This is a genomic window from Rosettibacter sp. KY25, from assembly GCF_057554405.1.
In genome coordinates this window covers 1-19,455 of record NZ_BAAJAO010000022.1, presented here as the reverse complement: position 1 = coordinate 19,455, position 19,455 = coordinate 1, and the positions used below count along the sequence as shown (strand labels likewise).

The window sequence follows — 19,455 nt, the reverse complement described above, 5'->3', positions numbered from 1 at the left end:
AAACATACTTTTATCAACTGACTTGTTTATAAAATATTATGCTTAATTACTCTAAACTCAAACTCCCACTCGAATTTTATACAAGAGATGTTCATACTGTAGCAATTGAATTATTGGGCAAATTATTTGTCCGCAAAATCAAAGATAAATTTTTAATCGGTAAGATTGTTGAAGTTGAAGCTTATGATGGAAGAGTGGATGAAGCAGCTCATTCTTTTAACGGAAAAACGAAACGCAACGAAATTATGTTTCAAGGAGGCGGAAAACTTTATGTTTATTTTACTTATGGGATGCATTTCTGTTCAAATGTCGTAACTGGCAAAATTGATGATGGCACTGCTGTTCTTCTTCGCGCAATGGAACCAATCGAAGGATTAGAATTGATGGCATTAAACCGCTTTGGCAAAAAAATTATTTCTGAAAAAGAAAAAATCAATCTAACCAATGGTCCCGCCAAGATTTGCCAAGCATTCAACATAACACGTAAAGAAAATGGAACTCTTTTGACTGAAGATGAAATTTTCATCTTATATCAGCCCGAAATTAAGAGAAGTCAAATTGAAATATCCAAAAGAATAGGAATTAAAAAATCTGTAGATTTGCCTTGGCGTTATTTTATTAAAGATAATCCTTTTGTATCAAAAAAATGAATAAACCCAAAAATATTCTAATTGCACGAACTGACAGAATTGGCGATGTTGTTCTTACACTCCCTCTTTGCTCAATTGTTAAAAAACATTTTCCAGAATCCAGAATTAGTTTTTTACTTCGAGATTATACAAGTGCTCTCGCTAAAAATAATCCTTTTGTTGATGAAGTTATAATCCTCAAAGAAAAAAATAGGAAAGCATTAATTTGGGAAAATATTAAACTGCTCAAAAACAAATTTGATGTTTGCATAATTGCTTATCCAACTTTCAGATTAGCATTGATTCTTTTTTTATCTAAAATCAAAATAAGAATTGGAACAGGATATCGATGGTATTCTTTTTTATTCAACAAAAAAGTTTATGAACATCGCAAAGATGCTAAATACCATGAACTTGAATATAATGTCCATTTGCTGAAAAAAATTGGCATTGATGAAAATGTAAATCCACATAATATTCAGTTTGGACTTAGACCTTCAATTGAAAGCATTGAAAGAGTAAATGAATTACTTAAATCAAAAAATATTTCAAGCCAAAAAAGTATAATAATACTTCATCCGGGAAGTGGTGGTAGTTCTTTAGATTTCCCTGTTAATAAAATGAAAGCACTTACCCAAAAAATTTCTGATGAATTTGATGTTGAGATTTTAATCACAGGTAACAAAGATGAAAAGGAACTATGCCAATCTCTTGTTGTAAGCGAGAAAACAAAAAACTTTGCTGGCAAATTAAATCTGTCAGAATTAATTGCATTAATTGATAAATGTAAATTATTGATTGCAAATTCTACAGGACCAATTCACATTGCTGCTGCTCTTGGAAAATTTGTAATCGGGTTTTATCCAAATATTGTTACATGTTCTGAAGAAAGATGGGGACCTTACACAAATAAAAGAATAATTTTTAAGCCGAAAATAAATTGCTATGACTCTACAAAAGAAAATAATTGCATGGACACAATAGAAGTTGAGGAAGTATTTGAAGCAGTAAAAAAAATATTAAGTAATCATTAACAGGCTTGATATGAATTTCCACTTACTAAAAAAATATTACGAACATTTTAAAATCTTTTTCTCTGAATCAAATTACTCAAATAATTTTCAAAAAAATTTTTACTTCTCTCCAAAAATTATTTTATATGTTCTGCTGCTTTCGACAACAATTTTGTTTGCTCAAAAAGACAATTTCAGAAAAATTGAAAACAAAGCTTTCAGGCAGGGAGAAAAATTAATATTTGATGTGAAATATGGATTTATAACTGCAGGTGTTGCAGAATTTTCAATACCCAAAATAGTTAAAATAGCTGGCAGAGATGTTTACAATGTTGTTTTCAAAGTAAGTTCTGTTCCAGCATTCGATTTATTTTATAAAGTTAGAGACCGATATGAAACATATATTGATGTCGAAGGAATTTTTCCATGGCGATTTGAACAACACATACGTGAAGGAAAATATTCGAGAGATTTTTCAGCTTTTTTTGACCAGAGAAAAGGAAGAGCTATTACAACAGAAGGTTCTTATGATATTCCTAAATATGTTAATGACATTGTTTCGGCTTTCTATCTTGCACGAACATTTGATTATTCAAAAATGAAAATAGATGATAAAATTTATCTCGAAAATTTTTATAAAGATAAAGTTTATCCTCTTGAAGTTATTTACCGCGGCAAAGAATCAGTTAGTGTTACAGCTGGAACTTTTAATTGCATTATTCTTGAGCCAGTAGTCAAAGAAGGCGGTTTATTTAAAAGCGAGGGTTCAATTATAATTTGGCTTACAGATGATGACTTAAAAATTCCTGTTAAAGTAAAAACAAAAGTGCTTATTGGTTCAATTGATGCAGAATTAATTGCCTATGAAGGTTTGGCTGGAGCTTTAAAATCAAAAAGAAATTAATCTTTATTAATTTCATTTTCTGAAGAAGCAATCACAGTAGCTACTACCGCATCCCCTGTAACATTAACAACTGTTCTGCACATATCCAAAATTCTATCTACGCCCATAATTAATGCAATCCCTTCTTCTGGTATTCCAACGGATTTTAAAATTACAATTAACATTATAATTCCAACACCAGGCACAGGTGCTGTACCAATTGAAGCAAGCACAGCTGTAAATACTATTGTCAATTGTTGAACAATATTCAAATCCATTCCAAAAACTTGTGCAATAAAAACAGAAGCTACTCCCTGATATAAAGCAGTTCCGTCCATGTTAATTGTAGCACCAAGAGGAAGCACAAAACTTGTTATGCTTTTTGATATTCGCAAATTATCCTGACACACTTCCATATTTACCGGCAATGTTGCTGCACTCGAACTTGTAGTAAAAGCAACTATTTGAACACGTTTCATGTTTTTGAAAAATTCTTTGAGATTTATTTTTGAAAAAAACTTTAATATTATCGAATATGTGCCATATGCATGAATTATCAAACCAATTAAAACTGTCAATGAATACCAGATAAGTGTCTGAAGAATATCAAAACCAAATTCTGAAACTGTTGCTGATATAAGTGCAAAAACTCCTATTGGTGCTATCAACATAACAATATCAACAAACTTTATCATAACTTCGCTTAATCCATCAAAGAAATTAATTACAGGTTCTGCTTTTTCTTTTTTAATAATTGTCAAAACCATGCCAAACATTACAGCAAAGAATACAATCTGCAGCATTTCTGAATTTGCAATTGCATAAAAAGGATTTCGCGGAACGATATCGACAAGCATTTTCGAAATACTGAAATCAAAATCTGTCTGAATTTTTGATTTTATATCTGTATCATAAATTGATAATAATCTTTCTTTAGTTTGAAGATTCATAATTTCGCCGGGACGAATCACATTTGCAGCTATTAAGCCAAGAGTAATTGCAACAGCTGTTGTAAAAATATAAAGCAGTATAGTCTTAGCACCAATGCGAGCAAATTTTTTAATGTCGCCAAGACTTGCAGCTCCAACAATCAAAGATGCAAGCACAAGTGGAACTGCAATCATATTGAGCAGCTTAATAAAAATTTCGCCAATCCATTTTATTGATTGAGCTATAGTTTTTTCTTTGCTGATTAAGATAATATTTCGAAATGATTTTTTTAATTCAACTTTGTTTTCATTCAGAGAAAAATATTTTTCTGCTATAATTTCAGGATTATTTCCTTTTACCTTATTGAAATAATTAATTATTTCCAACTGTTGATTTGAATTGAAGAAAGTTGAATCATTCCCTATAACAAAAATTAACTTTTCCCACTTTTCAATGACTGAAATCTGTGGTTCATTATTAACAAAATATTTAATTTCAATTCGATGAGTATTCACTTTGAACAGCGAACCAAAGAGTGCCCCAAGTATTAAACCAATTACAATTTGATTATGAAGTTTCGGGAATCTTATTTTCATAAAAATTTAATTTGTGAAAAAATTGTCTTCAAGAAATTTCAGTATGTTTTTTCTTTCTGGCTGTTTACATGTTTCATAAAGGTTAATATCGTTGAAATGCTGTTGACAACATTTTCTGTCTTAAATAAAATATTAAGGAACAATAAATTTGTTCTGGGTTTTGCGGCTCCATCTTTGATAAGAGAAACTTGATTTTTGCTTGTCTTTTTAAGCAATTTTTTTAATTCATGAATTAAATCATTTAGTTCGTCAATTTTAGAAGAATCTTTTTTAGATATTTTTTTCGCTGAGTCTTCAAGAAGATTAATCAATAAATTTCTTAATTGCTTGAAATCTTCTTTTTGTTGTTTAGCTAATCCTGTATGATTATTGTCAATATGTTCAAAAGAAATTTTCGAAATTTCTATTAATGAATCAGATATTTCTCTAAACGATGAAATTACTTTGCCTACATCAGCATCTTCATGATAATCATCATCTAAATAGTGAATCAAAGAAAGAAGTTTTCTGATAATTATTTCACTCTGTTCTTCAAGTTCTTTTGATTGTTTGACTGCTTTCTTAAGTTGTTTTCTTTTCTCGCTTGTTAATCCAGAGTAAACTTCTTCATAAATATTAATTGCATGATTAAAATATTGATTTATATCATCAACAAATGAATACTTGTCAATGCCGTCGCCGCTGAAAACAAGTTCTTTCTTACGGATTTTTTTCTCAGCTTTTTTATGAAATAAAGTAGTTCTAATGATTACATAAAATGCAAGAATGGATATTGCGATTACAGCTATTAATCCACCGTAATATAAAATTGTGGTAAAAACGACAGCCATAAGAAAAGCAATAAAAGCCGTTAATACCCAGCCTGCAATTACTGTTATTACTCCATTTACTCTGTAAACAGCACTGTCTCTTCCCCATGCTCTATCAGCAAATGATGTTCCCATTGCTACCATAAAAGTAACATAAGTAGTTGAAAGAGGAAGTGTGTATGCTGTTCCCAAAGAAATCAAACTGCTTGAAACCATAAGATTTACAGTAGCACGAATTAAGTCAAAAGCAGGACGGTCTTTTTTGTTATGTTTATCTATTTTATCTGTATCAAACCGTTTGTTGATTTTTTTATAAATTTTATTCGGGATAATACTTCTAACTTTTTCTCCTAATGATATACTCACTCTCACAATTGAACGAGCAATTGGTGAAGAATCAAATTTTTCATAACCATCAAATTGTCTTCCAAGATTTATCTCTGTTTTTGTAACTGTTTGAGCTTTTTTACTTAATGATATTGTTAAAATCATTATGAATCCTGAAGCAAGAAGAATCAATGGATTAGTTTTAGCAGGCTGAAGCAAGCCCTCCATAGTTGTTGTAAATGGATTAGAACTTTTTACTGCAATTTGATAAGAACTCAATCCTGCAAGCGGAACACCAATAAAATTTACAAGGTCATTAGCAGCAAATGCTAATGCTAAGGACATTGTACCAATCAGAACAATAGGTTTAAGAATATTGATGTTTGTAAATAAAATAATTATTTCAAGAATTACAGCCCAGATGACAAAATTAATGGAGAGAACAGCAATAGAATTTTGAATCACCCAATGAACAAATTCGTCTGAAAGGAAAGATGTCCCTTTAATTCCTTTAACAAAAATAAAATAGACTATAGAAGTCAAAGCAATCGAGCCCCAGATTGCACCATAACGTTTCAATCTTTTTTCATAATTGAATGTGAATAACAAGCGTGATAAATATTGAATGACAGTACCTGCTGTAAATGAAATAATAACAGAAATAAAAATTGCAGAAAAAATTCCCGTAACTTTTACCACATTAATATAATTTACAATCTCATCTATATTTTTATTTGACTCAAATATTTTAATGAAAGACATTGCTACGCTTCCACCCAAAAGAGAAGAAATCATAGAAACTGTTGTCGAAGTAGGTAATCCAAAAGTATTTAATAAATCGAGAAACAAAACATCAACAAACATCACTGCCAAAAAAACAAATATTAATTCTGGAAAAGTAAACATTGAAGGATTGAAAATTCCCTTTCGTGCAACTTCCATCATTCCGCTTGAAAACAAAGTTCCTATTAAAACTCCTGCAGATGCAAAAATTAAAATAACTTTTCGTGATGATACTTTTGAACCCATTGCAGAATTAATAAAGTTTACTGCGTCATTAGCAACACCAACACTTAAATCAGAGATGGCAAGTATAAATAAGATAATTAGAAAAAATAGGTATGTTTCCACTAAGCACTCTCCATTATGTATAAGGATTCTATTTTTTCCATATAAAAAAGAGGTATTTAAGGTTAGTTTAAAATTTTGTATGGAAATCTAATAAAAGTTAAGCTATGTCCAAAATGTTTAGTAAATCTAATTTCAAAGAAAACTTTTTATTGCTGAATATTTGAGATTAGAAATTCAATCAATTATTTTGCCGCAAATTTTTTTGATAATATGACACAAAAAAATAAAAAGACAGATTTAATTCGCGGACTAAGTCTTACTGCATCAATCATGATTGTTGCAGGTTCTATGATTGGTTCTGGAATATTTAGAAAACCTTCAACAATGGCAGAACAATTGGGTTCTCCTGAATTATTAATTTTAATCTGGATTGCTGCAGGATTGATTACATTAATTGGAGCATTTGTTAATGCAGAAATTTCTGGAATGATTGATGCAACAGGAGGTCAATATGTTTATTTCAGAAAAATGTATGGAGATTTTACTGCTTACATTTACGGATGGTCAATTTTATCTGTAATTCAAACTGGAAGTCAGGCTGCTATAGCTTATGTCTTTGCAGAATATATTGGCTATTTTATAAAATTATTTCAACTTCCTGAAGCTTGGCAGAATTTTTCCTTTTATTTTCCACTTGTAGGAAAAATATATCCCTTTGTAGATTTTGGGACAAAAACTGTTGCAATTCTTTCTATAATTATTTTGACTTCTGTAAACTATATTGGAGTAATTTTTGGCGGAACTGTTCAAACAATTTTGACTTACATTAAAATTGCAGTCATAATTATCTTTGCATTGATTCTCTTTTTATTTGGAAATGGCAGCGTATCAAACATTTACACAAATTTTAACATCCCTCCTGCTACATCGAAAAATCTTTTTAGTGTAATTGGATTAGCATTTGCAGGAGCATTCTGGGCATATGATGCATGGAACAACTTAACTTTTGTATCTGGAGAAGTAAAAAATGCACAAAGAAATGTTCCGCTTGGTTTATTGTTTGGCGTGCTGATAGTAATATTTGTGTATGTTCTAATCAATTTAGCTTACCTTTATGTTTTGCCAATAAATGAAATGGCAAAATCCCCTTTAGTAGCCGCTACTGCAGCAGAAAAAGTTTTTGGATTGAAAGGTGGTTCTATAATTTCATTAATTGTTATAGTTTCTACTTTCAGTGCATTAAATGGAAGCATACTTGCCACTGCAAGAGTTCCGTTTGCAATGGCAAGAGCTAATTTATTTTTCAAAAGTCTTGGCAAAGTTCATCCAAGTTTTGGAACACCTCATATTGCTCTAATAGTTCAAGGAATCTGGTCATGCGTGCTTGTACTTTCCGGCACATTTGATACAATTACAGATTATGTAATGTTTGCATCATGGCTTTTTTACATGCTTGGTGCATTTGGAATAATTATTCTCAGAAAAAAAATGCCCGAAGAAAAAAGACCTTATAAAGTTTGGGGTTATCCTTACACTCCTTTAATCTTTGTTTGTGCAGCATTTTTATTTCTAATTAACTCAATCTTTTCCGATACCCAGGATGCAATGATGGGATTAATTCTAATATCAAGCGGTTTGCCTTTCTACTTATACTGGAAATATAAAGCATCAAAAATTTCTTGATTACATATTCAATCGCAGAACAAACTAAAGATTAACCCTGAAGTTAATCGCTATTTATTCATTCAATCCAAATTCTTTTTTATATCGCCTTATTGAACTATTAACAACTTTGAATGCGATTTTTTTTCCAAAAAATTTTTCTACTATCACATGCTTATGTTCCAATTTTTTATAATCTTCAAAAAATCTTTTCAGCTGAATTGTAGTATGCGGAGGCAAATCTTTTAATTCATTTATGTAATTGAGTGATATATCATTCTTTGCAACAGAAATTATTTTATCATCTTTTTCATTATCATCAACCATTCGCATTAAACCGATAACTTTTGCTTCAATAATACAAAGTGGATCAACATCAATTGAAGACAAAACAAGAATATCAAGCGGGTCGCCATCATCACTAATTGTTTGTGGAATAAATCCATAATTTGCAGGATAATAAACTGCAGAAAAAAGAACCCTATCAAGTTTAAGCAATCCACTTTTTTTATCAAGCTCATACTTCCCTTTTGAACCCTGAGGTATTTCAATAATTGCATTGACAATTTCAGGTGCATTATTGCCATACTCAACATGATGCCATGGGTTGAAGTAAGCAGGAAGTGTATGTTTATCATTTTTTTTATTATTTATTTTAGCATTCATAAATAACCTCTTTTTTTCTTACAACAAACTTAATACTTTGTTAAGAAATAATATTACTTTTTCAATAATTTCTTTAGTTTATTAAATGAGAGGAATTTTATGAATTGTAATATCACCGCAATAGGAGAAATTCTTTATGATGTTTATCCAGACAGAAAAAGGCTGGGAGGAGCACCCTTTAATTTTATTTTTCATGTCTGGAAAATTTTAGGCAAAGCAAATTTCATTTCAAGTGTTGGCAACGACGAAAATGGAAGAGAAATTTTAAGCTATCTTAATTCAATTGGATTTGATACAAAATTAATTTCTATTGATAAAGCTCATCCAACTGGAACTGTTAAAGTAGAATTAGATGAGAATAAAATCCCACATTTTACAATTTCACCTGAATGCTGCTATGACTTTTTAACATTAAACGAAGAAATTATTAACACAATCGAAAACAATACTGATATTTTATATTTCGGAACTTTATCACAACGAAGCACTACTTCAAGAAATACAATTCAATCATTATTTGGGAAAAACATAAAGTATTTTTGCGATTTGAATTTGAGGCATAATTTTTTCAACGATACAATGATTCAAGAAGCTTTAAGAGTGAGTAATGTTGTCAAAATAAATTATGAAGAGTTCCAAAAGATTAAAAAAATTTTGAACATGGAAATGAATGATGAATTAGCAATGAAAAATTTATGCAATAAATTTAATATTGATTTGTTAAGCATAACTCTTGGAAATGAAGGAGCAATTCTTTACGATAAAAATAATTTGTCACACTACAAAGCCAGAGCAAACAAAGTAATTGATACAGTTGGGGCAGGTGATGCATTTGCAGCAATCCTATGCATTGGTTATCTATTACAAATGGATTTGTTCAGCATAAATAAATTAGCAAACGAGTTTGCAGCAGAAATTTGTATGATAGAAGGTGCTGTGCCAGAAGATGACTTTTTATATCAAAAATACAGAAAAATATTTATGGATTATTGTTAAGAAATTATCTTTTCTTTGCAGGTTCAGATTTTGCCTGCTGAAGTTCTACATTAATTGATTCCGGCAATAAATTATACATTGAACCAGTGAACATGTCAACTATCATTCCCGGCAAAAATCCATTAAAAGCATTCCCCCAAAACCAGATTGAAATTTTTCTTGTAATCTGAGTTTCATAAGTATCATATCCATCAAGTTCAAGTTTTACAACATGATTCGAGCCTCTTTCAAGATTTACAGATTGAGGCGTCGTTCCAAATTTTTTTCCGTCAATTGTAATTTTTGCATTAGGTGGATTTGTTTTTATCTCAATATTTTGTGTAGTAGTATTTATTACAGTAGCACATGATTCTAAAACTAAAATCAAAATAAAAACTAGAAAACTAAATTTAATTCTCATTACCATACCTCTTTTTGTTTTTATTATCGAAAATAATTCATGAATAATTAATAATCATTAAAAATAGTTTGAAATCTAATCTGGTTCTTTTATATTAAATTTCGAAAAAACAAATGGTCGAGATAAAAATGAAAATTTATTTTGCCTTTCTAGTCCTTCTTATTGTATCATGTTCATCAAACAATCTTGAAGAAGCAAGAAATTTCATTAACGAAAAAAATCTTTCTGAACACATAAAAATTTTAGCATCAGATGAATTCTTAGGCAGGTCTCTTGGTCATGAAGGCGAAGAAAAAACAATTAACTATTTAGTTGAACAATACAAAAAATTAGGATTAAAACCAGCCGATGGCAAAAGCTATATTCAAGAAATTAATCTTGTTGAACTAACTCCTTCTGTTGATTCTGAAATTATAATTAAAGGAAAAAATGGAAAAGTAAAACTTAATTACGCTGATGATTTTGTTGCAGTTACAAGAAGAGTTACAGAGAAAATCCAAATTGATCCTACTGAAATAATTTTTGCAGGTTATGGAATTAATGCTCCAGAATATAACTGGAATGATTTTGAAGGAATCAATGTAAAGGACAAAATCATATTAGTAATGGTGAACGACCCTGGATATGCAACAAAAGATTCATCATTGTTTAATGGCAGAGCTATGACTTATTATGGAAGATGGACTTATAAATACGAAGAAGCAGCAAGACAGGGTGCCGCAGGAGTTTTTATAATTCATGAAACAAATGCTGCAAGTTATCCATGGGAAGTTGTAAAGAATGGAAGAGTTGGTCCTCAATTTTTCAATGAAGAAAAAGACAAAAACTTTTCGCGCTGCAAATTTGAAGGGTGGATTACATTTAATAAAGCAAAAGAAATTTTTAATCTCGCAGGATTAAACTTAGACGATAAATTAAAAAAAGCTTCTCAAAGAGGTTTCAAAGCAAAATCTCTTGGACTTACAACTTCGTTTACAATTAAAAACAAAATTAATCACATTAAAACAAGAAATGTACTTGGAATATTACCGGGTAAAGAAAGAGCTGATGAATTCGTTTTTTACATGGCACATTGGGACCATCTTGGTTACGATTCTTCATTGAAAGGGGACAGTATTTTTAATGGTGCAAGAGATAATGCTACTGGTGTTGCAGGAATTCTCCAAATAGCAGAAGCTTTTTCTAAATTAAATGATAAACCCAAACGCTCAATTGCAATTCTTTCTTTGACCGCTGAAGAACAGGGTTTATTGGGTTCAGAATATTATGTAAAAAATCCCATTATACCATTGAATAAAATTGTTACAGTAATTAATCTTGATGGATTGAATATCTTTGGTAGAACAAAAGACATAGCTGTGCTGGGATATGGTCAATCCGAACTTGATAATTACATTAAAGAAGAAGCTGAAAGAAGAGGAAAAATTGTAAAACCAGACCCCAATCCGGAAAGCGGAGGATTTTTCAGGTCAGACCATTATAATTTTGTCAAAGCTGGCATCCCAGCAATTTATATTCGACATGGAATTGAATCTTTAGATGGGAAAAAAGACATCCAAAAAGCTGCAAGAGAATGGAATAAAAATAATTATCATAAAGTAACTGATGAATTTAACTCCGATTGGGATTTAAGCGGAATGGTTGAAGAAGTTCAAATGCTTTTTGATATTGGATATAAACTTAGCAATGAAGATAAATTTCCAAAACTGATTAAGTAATAGATTAATTAAAGAAGTTATATTTAAAAAAGTTATAAATTTTTCTTAAAGCAAATAATCATTTACAAGATTTTTATTAAATCATCTTTATTACTTTTTTAATAAATCTCTAATTTCAGTCAAAAGAATTATCTCTTTTGATGGTGCAGTTTCTGGTTTTGGTGATTCTGCTATTTTTTTCTTAAGTGCATTTACTGGTTTTACAACACCTAAAAAGACTGCAAAAGCAATAATAAGAAAATCCACAAGTGTTTGAATAAACTTACCATAGCCAATTACAACTGCAGGTGAATTTTCTTTAGCTTCTTTAATAACTATCGATAAATTTGAAAAATCAACACCTCCAATTAAAACACCGATTGGAGGTAATATTACATCACCGACCAATGAAGACACGATCTTTCCAAATGCTGCCCCCATGATAATTCCAACAGCCATATCAATAACATTTCCTCTTGAAATAAACTCTTTAAATTCTTTAACAATATTCATTGTCCTTCCCCCCTCTTTTTAATAAATCACTAAAAAGATTATTAAGAATAAACTTAATTAACCAAAGTATATCAATACTATTTTGCTTAAATAAAACTCATAAAGAAATCGAATTATAATTTGCTAATACTTGTAAGAAAATCCTAGTCCAATTATTTGTTTAAATTGAACTCGTGGTCCATATCTTTCTACAATTCCATCATTATTTTTATCGATTGCTACTAAAACATCATCATCGTAAACTAAATGAGAATTAATATTAATTGCAATGTATTTGTTAACCCGCAAAGTAATTAAAGTTTCCCAGCTAATATCAATGTTTTGCGGTTTATGAATGTAATTCGAGAAGAAATCAATTTTAGAAGTAATAGAAATGTTTTTAAGTAATTCGCTTTCAAAATTATTTCTTGTATATATTAATCGAGCATAACCACCAAATTCTCTTTTTGTATTTCTGCCTTCTCTTATAATTTTTCCAGTGTTATCGTAAACTGCTTTTTCAACACCAAAGGCGCCTGCATTTGCCAAATCCCGATCTTTAACAATTGTAATCTTTCCAGTTAAAGGTGCAAAAAATGTGCTTACATAATTATTTGGCTTAAAGTCAATTCCTAATGCACCAATTAAGTATGCTGGCGAAAGAAAATTAGATATTTTTGCTTTATCCTTAGAATAATCTTTCCCGATTGTCATTTGAGTTTTAAAGTTGAACAATCCAGAAATATAAAAATTATTAAATGCCTGTCTTCCATATTTAGAAAGGAAATCAAATCTGTCATCAGTTTTTCTGTAATCCGAATCCTGACCCTGTTTTAAAATTCCATATCCTATATCAAGCATATTATCCAATGAGATATTATTATTCTTATAATTCATAAACAGACTATAAAAACCATTAACAGAAAAAGAATTTTGCCCGCCTGCAGCCCAGTTAGTTAATGATGTTAATGATAGATTAATTGAAACTATTCCTCCGCTCTTCCATCCTTTTGTTGTATCTGCACTTCTACTTCGAAGTTTTGATTCAATTTCTGTTATTTGAGCAGATGTATATCCATTCAATAAGATTAATAGATAAGTAAGAAAAAATAATTTTAATTTCATGAGCTCCTCTTATTTCAATTAATTACCAAAATCATTTTTCATACTTTTCAAAAATATTAAAAGCAATAAAAGACAGAAAAAAGTAATAATTGAAAAAATAACAACAACTGATAATTCTGTTTCAAATCCATTAATATTCATGGTAATCATCATTCCAATTATTGCAATACACATAAAAAGACTGAATGTTAAAAACGCAGGAGTTAAAATGAAGCCTGCTAATTTTCTTTTATTTAACATTATTGCAGTTATAATTAATGCTGGTAAAAATATTGAAATATCTAGCACATGAACTGCATTTGTTGCAACTCCATTTTCCAATACACTTTTGGGAATCTCATTCTTTATCAGTGCAGGAATAACTTCTGATAACCACATAAAGTAGAATAAAGCTGAAAGCAGAATAAAAAAACTGCTGGTGATTTTTATTAATGAATTATTCAGTGCAAAATTATTTTCTTTTTTCAACTGCGTTATGAAATAATATCCAAATAAATAAAACGACAAACCAAATATTCCACAGTAAATTAGAAACAGAAAATTAAAATGCATAGAGAAACAATAAATTGTATAAGAGTAAATCAAGTATAAAATTATGCCGCTCCATATAAACATTGCAGCTTTGTTCTTTTTATAAAACAAAAAAGAAGAAATAATTAAAGCTGGAGAAACTATTACTAAATTGACAAAATCCTGACCTATTCCCTGAACAGCAAAATATCTTACTTCTCTTGAATAAGTTTCTTTAATAAATACTCCACAAAAACTTGCAATCATCACCAACAGACTTAAAAGCAACGATAATAACAAAATAGTTATCATTTCTCTTGAAATACTTTTTGATTCCATGTTATCCTCATTTTAATTAAATAAAAAAAGCAGAGATGGAAAAATAAACATCTCTGCTTTGCAATCTTTAATTTTATTAATATTAACCTAAAATCACTTCTACATTGTGAATTTTTCCATCATTCAAATCTGGTATTTTATTGCTACTTAATAGTTTTCCATCAAGATAGAGACTTCTTACACCTTTGTTAATTTTATCTGGATTAGAAATTGTAATTTTATAAATGCTGTTTCTAAATTTTCTTGTAACATTAAATTTATCCCAATCATCTGGGATGCAGGGGTCAATAATTAATCCATCAAAATCTGGACGGATTCCCAGGATATATTGAGATATTGCAACAAAAGACCATGCAGCTGTTCCTGTTAACCATGAATTTTTTCCTTCACCAGAAGTTGGAGCATCTCTTCCTGCAGTCATTTGACTATAAACATAAGGTTCGGCTCTGTAAATATCAATTTGTTCTTCTTTTGTTGGTGGACAAATACTTTTATAATATTCCATTGCTTGATTACCTCTTCCAAGCATTGTTTCCGCAATTTGAATCCAGGTATTATTATGAGTAAATATTCCTGCGTTTTCTTTGTACCCTGGAGGATATGAACTAACTTCTCCAAGATGAACATAATATTTAGAATAAGCTGGCTGTTGTAATATAATTCCATTTGGTGTAGCAAGATATTTTTTAACACTATCAAGAGCTTTTTGAGCATAACCATTTTCTAAACCAACTTTGCCAAGAACACACCAGCCCTGACTTTCAATAAATATTTTCCCTTCTTCATTTTCTTTTGAACCAATTTTTCTTCCAAATGCATCGTAAGCTCTCAAAAACCATTCTCCATCCCAGCCGTATTCATAAATTGTTTTGCGCATTTCTTCGGCATGGTTCAAATATTTTTCTGCTTCTTCTGTTTTGCCAATAAATTTAAGTAGTTCTGCCATTTCATCACATGCTTTGCAGAATAGACCTGCTATCATGACGGATTCTGCAACTCTGTCGTTTTCAATATGTCCCGCTGTCTGAAAACTTTCTCCAGGAGTTGTAGAAAAGCAATTAAGATTAAGACAATCATTCCAATCTGCATGACCAATCAAAGGCAAGCCATGTGGTCCTCTATTATTCAATGTATATTGAAGTGAAAGATGCAGGTGGTCCAGTAAAGTTGCTTTTGATTCTGGAATATCTGCATAACCACAATTTTCATTTAGAATACTTTTATCCCCTGTTTCTTTAATATAAGCTGCTGTTGATAAAATTAACCAGAGCGGGTCATCATTAAATCCGCCTCCAATTTCTGTGTTCCCTTTTTTGGTTAAAGGTTGATATTGATGATAGCATGTTCCATCAGAAAGTTGAGTTGATGCAAGGTCAAGAATTCGTTGACGTGCTCTTGATGGAATCATGTGAACAAATCCAAGAATATCCTGATTGCTGTCTCTATAGCCCATTCCTCTGCCAATTCCAGATTCATACAATGATGCTGAACGAGACATATTGAATGTAACCATGCATTGATATTGATTCCAGATATTGACCATACGATTTACAATTTTATCAGGTGTGTCTGCTTTGTATGATGATAATAAATTTTCCCAATAATTTTTTAATTCATCAAATGCACTGAGAACATTTTCAGTTTTCAAAAATTTTGTTTTTACTTGTTCAAATTCATCTTTGCGTATCTTGCCATTATCAAGATATTTTTTATCATCTGGATTTTCTGCATAACCTAAAATGAAATTTATAGATTTAGATTCTCCAGGCTGAATTTCTAAATCAATTTGATGAACACCAATTGGAAGCCAGCCGTAAGCAGTGCTGTTTCTGCAATTTCCTTCTATAACTGCTTGAGGTGCTTCAAGTCCATAATGCAAACCAACAAATGCATCTCGGCTGCTGTCGTATCCAGAAACTTTTTCGCTGCATGCAAAATAACCATAATGATTTCTTCGTTCTCGATATTCTGTTATGTGAAAAATTGTTCCATCTTCAATTTCTACCTGACCAGTTGAATAATTCCTTTGAAAGTTTGTCATATCATCATAAGCTTCCCAAAGACACCATTCAACAAAACTCCACAGCCTTATATTTTTTGTTTTGTCAGAATTATTTTTTAATTGAACATGCCATATTTCATTTCTGCTGCCAATTGGAATGAAATAAAGAATCGAAACTTCAAGATTATTTTTTTGTGAAGTAATTTTTGTGTAAGCCAATCCGTGTCTGCATTCATATTTATCTAACGAAACTCGCATTGGCTTCCACATTGGATTCCACACAACTTCACCATCTTTTACATATAAATATCTTCCATTGCTGTCCATTGGAATATTATTATAACGATAACGTGTTAATCTTAACTTTCTTGCATCGCGATAAAAACAATATCCTCCTGCAGTGTTTGATATAATTCCAAAAAATTCTTCTGTTCCTAAATAATTAATCCATGGCAGTGGTGTGTCAGGACGAGTAATTACATATTCTTTTTGAGTATCATCAAAATAGCCGTATTTCATTTTGACCTCTTTAATGTGATTTTTTTAATCCAATAAATTGATAAGAAGTTTATATTCAGAATAAGAACAACATAAGCAAATTTTATTTTTAATTCTTAGTTGAAAAAGTATATCAATAATAATAAACAATTTTTATGCATAATTGACGGTTAATTAATTTCTATTTTGGGAATTGGAATATTATTCTTAATTAACATTCTTAATTTAGACAAGTAAGTATAATACCTGGACGTTGGTGCAATATTTTGAAGCAAATAAAAATAATTATCACCTTCTAAAATCTGATTGTTATAATAATAAGCTCTGCTTAAATTAAAAATCACTTGCGAGTCATTCATATTAGCATTTTTTAAATAGTTGATTGCTTGTGGATAATTATTTCTTAATAATTCTATTTGTCCAAGCCATTTATATGCAAAAGAAGTTTTTTTATATGAAAGTGAATTTTTCAGCAAATCAAAAGCTAAATCATATTTTTTCATTTTAATTAAAACTGCAGCTGCATTAATTTGAAATTCTACTTCTTGAGGGATAGAACAAATCAATGCATAATATTCATTGAGAGCTTCATCGAGCTGATTTTTTTGTTCATAATATTTGCCTAAATCGAGATGTGCGGTTTCAATACTATATTCTGGATCTTTCAAGACTTTGATTGACAGTTCTTCAAGAATATTTGATGGAATAAATTCATCAAAAAAGTTATTCAATTTATTTTTAGGAACAAAGGGCCAACTATTTTTCAATCGCTTTACTGTTAAATCTGCATACACACTATCTAATTTTGTGAATCCAAAATTTTTTTCCTGAGCAAAATTTATATCATTCCAAAAAGTATCTATAAAATTATTTGACTTGAGAGTATTATAAAAAGCTTTTGCAATTAAGAAATAACCATCTTTATTAGGATGCAAATGTTCGAGCATTAAGTTGTTTCCAATAATTTCATTCGGAGATTCTTTTTCAAAATAATCAATCAACGGGACTACTGGAACACTAAATTTTTTTCCTAATGTATGAATGATTTCATTGAAGTCTTCTGGGGCTCTAAACCGCAGTGCATCAAAATCTTTTGATTTGATATAATATTCCTTTGCTTTTTCATAATTACCAATGCTTTCAAAATATTTAGCTTTATTAAAGCAGCTGTCGGCTCTTTCATATTTATCATTTACAGAAATAAATGGTTTTTGGTCTTTTAAATTGCTTACAAGTTCACTTAATACAATTTTGATATTATGTGATTTTGCAATTTTAATAATTTGCTCGAGATTTTCTTCAAATTGTTTTTTCCCTTGTTCATACAATAAACTTTTATAAGGAATTACTTGTTCGGCAACAACTTCTTCCATTAAAGTAGAAGCTGGGGTTTTTATTTTATTGCTGCTGAAAATTTCGCTGAGCTTAATTTTAATCCAGCTTATAACATCTCGTATCAACAAAAATGTTCTAAACTTTTGTAAGTTCAGATAAGTTCGAATGAACCATCTTGAATTTCCAATAGATTGAGTTGAACCTACACCTAAAGCACCGTAGTATTCATTATGCCCAGTATAAATTAAAATGACATCAGGTTGATAGTTAACAATTTCATCTATTAAATCAAGCAATGCATAAGAATTAATGGCTGACATAGAAATATTAATTATTTCTATTTCTTTATCTGGAAAAGTTCTATTCAACATTCTTTTTAGAAACATCGGGAAAGAAACATTATTGCCATAGGGAAATCCAGCAGCAGATGATTCGCCCATTACAAAAATTCTAAATCCATTGGAAGGTTTTTTCTTAAACATTAATTGCTTTGGCGGGGTTGGAATTATTGATTGATAGTTAAAATATCTTCTTGCAACATTAGGATTGCATCTTAAAAAATTTTCATAGCCTTCAGGTACTTCAATGAACAAATTAAGATTTCCGCCGTAGTTTATTAATCGCAACAAAATTTCTACAAAAACAAAAAATAACAGTGGAAATGAAAGAGTAATTAACCAGAACAACTTACGTTTTAAGGGGGATAAACTTTTTTCATCATAAGAATTTTTAACGGATTTTTTCATTTCGATTTAGATTTACATAGGAGATTTTAGACATCACAATATAAAATAAAATTTTTAAAGCAAGAGCATCCACCATAAAAAAGTGGACGCTCTTTTACTGCAATTTACTTTATCAGCATCATTTTACGAGTTAAAGTTACATCTCGTGCATTAAGTTTATAGAAATAAACTCCGCTTGCTAAATTATTTGCATTAAAATCGACTGTATATAATCCAGCTCTTTGATACTGATTTACCAAAACTTTAACTTCGTTTCCAAGAACATCATATACAGCAAGTTTTACATAATCATCTTTTGGCAATGAATATGTAATTCTTGTTGATGGGTTGAAGGGATTAGGATAGTTTTGTTCTAACTTATAATCTTTAACTAAAGCTGGTTCATATTTTACACTTGTTACTTTACCTGTCAAAACAGCTGTACCAAACAATGAAGCATTTCGCCATGTATTGCCATCCGTTGTCCACCAGTGTCTTACATCATTTCTATCTCCATTATCTCTATCAGCATTAGATATTTCAAAACCAATTTCTTGATCTTCTTTTAATGGCATGTAAGGTTCTGCTTGGGTTTTAGGAATCGAAACTTCTAAGTTATAACCATAATCAGTTTTCTTGAAAACATAAGTTCCGGGACCATTGCTGATACGTTGGCTTTGTTCTAATTTATCATCACCATAGACCCATCTCCATTGAACATCATTAACGCCATCGTATGTAGTTCCTTTT

The 19,455-nt window shown here is 30.2% G+C and carries 16 protein-coding genes; 6 read left to right on the top strand and 10 right to left on the bottom strand.

Going from position 1 to position 19,455, the window contains the following annotated elements:
- The first annotated feature begins 38 nt into the window (after positions 1 to 38).
- The 3 genes from AC27L2_RS11745 to AC27L2_RS11735 are packed head-to-tail and all read left to right on the top strand — an operon-like array spanning position 39 to position 2,546.
- Positions 39 to 650, top strand: a complete 612-nt coding sequence (locus tag AC27L2_RS11745; RefSeq protein ID WP_487211950.1) for a DNA-3-methyladenine glycosylase — start codon at positions 39 to 41, stop codon at positions 648 to 650.
- Entirely contained in the window at positions 647 to 1,663 is a 1,017-nt protein-coding gene (locus AC27L2_RS11740; RefSeq protein WP_487211949.1) for a glycosyltransferase family 9 protein, read from the top strand. Before AC27L2_RS11745 ends, AC27L2_RS11740 begins: the two co-directional genes overlap by 4 nt.
- A 10-nt stretch (positions 1,664 to 1,673) precedes the next feature.
- Complete coding sequence (locus AC27L2_RS11735; RefSeq protein ID WP_487211948.1) at positions 1,674 to 2,546, top strand: DUF3108 domain-containing protein; 873 nt, start codon at positions 1,674 to 1,676, stop codon at positions 2,544 to 2,546.
- On the opposite strand, the gene AC27L2_RS11730 is transcribed toward AC27L2_RS11735, so the two are convergent.
- Positions 2,543 to 4,051, bottom strand: a complete 1,509-nt coding sequence (locus AC27L2_RS11730; RefSeq protein ID WP_487211947.1) for a dicarboxylate/amino acid:cation symporter — start codon at positions 4,049 to 4,051, stop codon at positions 2,543 to 2,545. The two genes, AC27L2_RS11735 and AC27L2_RS11730, sit on opposite strands and share 4 nt — an antisense overlap.
- Before the next feature lie 38 nt (positions 4,052 to 4,089).
- The gene (locus AC27L2_RS11725) at positions 4,090 to 6,318 is read right to left on the bottom strand and encodes an inorganic phosphate transporter (protein ID WP_487211946.1); all 2,229 of its coding nucleotides are present in this window, start codon (positions 6,316 to 6,318) and stop codon (positions 4,090 to 4,092) included.
- A 210-nt stretch (positions 6,319 to 6,528) separates the two neighbouring features.
- On the opposite strand from AC27L2_RS11725, the gene AC27L2_RS11720 reads away from it, so the two are divergent.
- Positions 6,529 to 7,941: an APC family permease gene (locus AC27L2_RS11720; protein ID WP_487211945.1), complete on the top strand. Its 1,413-nt coding sequence runs from the start codon at positions 6,529 to 6,531 to the stop codon at positions 7,939 to 7,941.
- A gap of 54 nt (positions 7,942 to 7,995) precedes the next feature.
- Here the strand turns inward: AC27L2_RS11720 and AC27L2_RS11715 are convergent, their stop codons facing one another.
- Positions 7,996 to 8,586, bottom strand: coding sequence for an inorganic diphosphatase (locus AC27L2_RS11715; protein WP_487211944.1), 591 nt, complete (start codon positions 8,584 to 8,586; stop codon positions 7,996 to 7,998).
- A gap of 99 nt (positions 8,587 to 8,685) precedes the next feature.
- Here AC27L2_RS11715 and AC27L2_RS11710 point away from each other — a divergent pair, with 99 nt between their 5' ends.
- The gene (locus tag AC27L2_RS11710) at positions 8,686 to 9,582 is read left to right on the top strand and encodes a carbohydrate kinase family protein (protein ID WP_487211943.1); all 897 of its coding nucleotides are present in this window, start codon (positions 8,686 to 8,688) and stop codon (positions 9,580 to 9,582) included.
- A 4-nt stretch (positions 9,583 to 9,586) separates the two neighbouring features.
- Here AC27L2_RS11710 and AC27L2_RS11705 read toward each other — a convergent pair whose 3' ends face one another.
- Positions 9,587 to 9,982 carry a PEGA domain-containing protein gene (locus AC27L2_RS11705; RefSeq protein ID WP_487211942.1) on the bottom strand — a complete coding sequence of 132 codons (396 nt, stop codon included), beginning with the start codon at positions 9,980 to 9,982 and terminating at the stop codon, positions 9,587 to 9,589.
- Positions 9,983 to 10,110: 128 nt separating this feature from the next.
- On the opposite strand from AC27L2_RS11705, the gene AC27L2_RS11700 reads away from it, so the two are divergent.
- Positions 10,111 to 11,700 (top strand): M28 family metallopeptidase, encoded by a 1,590-nt coding sequence (locus tag AC27L2_RS11700; protein WP_487211941.1) that lies wholly within the window; start codon positions 10,111 to 10,113, stop codon positions 11,698 to 11,700.
- 90 nt (positions 11,701 to 11,790) lie between these two features.
- Here the strand turns inward: AC27L2_RS11700 and mscL are convergent, their stop codons facing one another.
- From mscL to AC27L2_RS11670, 6 genes are all read right to left on the bottom strand, one after another.
- Entirely contained in the window at positions 11,791 to 12,192 is a 402-nt protein-coding gene (mscL, locus tag AC27L2_RS11695) for a large-conductance mechanosensitive channel protein MscL (RefSeq protein ID WP_487211940.1), read from the bottom strand.
- Between the two features lie 123 nt (positions 12,193 to 12,315).
- Entirely contained in the window at positions 12,316 to 13,296 is a 981-nt protein-coding gene (locus AC27L2_RS11690) for a DUF3078 domain-containing protein (RefSeq protein ID WP_487211939.1), read from the bottom strand.
- Positions 13,297 to 13,314: 18 nt separating this feature from the next.
- Positions 13,315 to 14,145 (bottom strand): hypothetical protein, encoded by an 831-nt coding sequence (locus AC27L2_RS11685; protein WP_487211938.1) that lies wholly within the window; start codon positions 14,143 to 14,145, stop codon positions 13,315 to 13,317.
- A gap of 82 nt (positions 14,146 to 14,227) precedes the next feature.
- On the bottom strand, positions 14,228 to 16,666 hold the full coding sequence (locus AC27L2_RS11680) for a glycoside hydrolase family 94 protein (protein ID WP_487211937.1): 2,439 nt from the start codon (positions 16,664 to 16,666) through the stop codon (positions 14,228 to 14,230).
- Positions 16,667 to 16,815: 149 nt separating this feature from the next.
- Positions 16,816 to 18,726, bottom strand: a complete 1,911-nt coding sequence (locus AC27L2_RS11675; protein ID WP_487211936.1) for an SGNH/GDSL hydrolase family protein — start codon at positions 18,724 to 18,726, stop codon at positions 16,816 to 16,818.
- Between the two features lie 104 nt (positions 18,727 to 18,830).
- A partial coding sequence (locus AC27L2_RS11670; protein ID WP_487211935.1) for a sugar-binding protein occupies positions 18,831 to 19,455 on the bottom strand: 625 nt, incomplete at its 5' end.

Coding starts and splice junctions, on each gene's coding strand:
- AC27L2_RS11685 (WP_487211938.1), bottom strand. CDS start 14,145: ATGGAATCAAAAAGTATTTCAAGAGAAATGATAACTATTTTGTTATTA.
- mscL (WP_487211940.1), bottom strand. CDS start 12,192: ATGAATATTGTTAAAGAATTTAAAGAGTTTATTTCAAGAGGAAATGTT.
- AC27L2_RS11710 (WP_487211943.1), top strand. CDS start 8,686: ATGAATTGTAATATCACCGCAATAGGAGAAATTCTTTATGATGTTTAT.
- AC27L2_RS11720 (WP_487211945.1), top strand. CDS start 6,529: ATGACACAAAAAAATAAAAAGACAGATTTAATTCGCGGACTAAGTCTT.
- AC27L2_RS11715 (WP_487211944.1), bottom strand. CDS start 8,586: ATGAATGCTAAAATAAATAATAAAAAAAATGATAAACATACACTTCCT.
- AC27L2_RS11675 (WP_487211936.1), bottom strand. CDS start 18,726: ATGAAAAAATCCGTTAAAAATTCTTATGATGAAAAAAGTTTATCCCCC.
- AC27L2_RS11730 (WP_487211947.1), bottom strand. CDS start 4,051: ATGAAAATAAGATTCCCGAAACTTCATAATCAAATTGTAATTGGTTTA.
- AC27L2_RS11705 (WP_487211942.1), bottom strand. CDS start 9,982: ATGAGAATTAAATTTAGTTTTCTAGTTTTTATTTTGATTTTAGTTTTA.
- AC27L2_RS11745 (WP_487211950.1), top strand. CDS start 39: ATGCTTAATTACTCTAAACTCAAACTCCCACTCGAATTTTATACAAGA.
- AC27L2_RS11680 (WP_487211937.1), bottom strand. CDS start 16,666: ATGAAATACGGCTATTTTGATGATACTCAAAAAGAATATGTAATTACT.
- AC27L2_RS11700 (WP_487211941.1), top strand. CDS start 10,111: ATGAAAATTTATTTTGCCTTTCTAGTCCTTCTTATTGTATCATGTTCA.
- AC27L2_RS11690 (WP_487211939.1), bottom strand. CDS start 13,296: ATGAAATTAAAATTATTTTTTCTTACTTATCTATTAATCTTATTGAAT.
- AC27L2_RS11740 (WP_487211949.1), top strand. CDS start 647: ATGAATAAACCCAAAAATATTCTAATTGCACGAACTGACAGAATTGGC.
- AC27L2_RS11735 (WP_487211948.1), top strand. CDS start 1,674: ATGAATTTCCACTTACTAAAAAAATATTACGAACATTTTAAAATCTTT.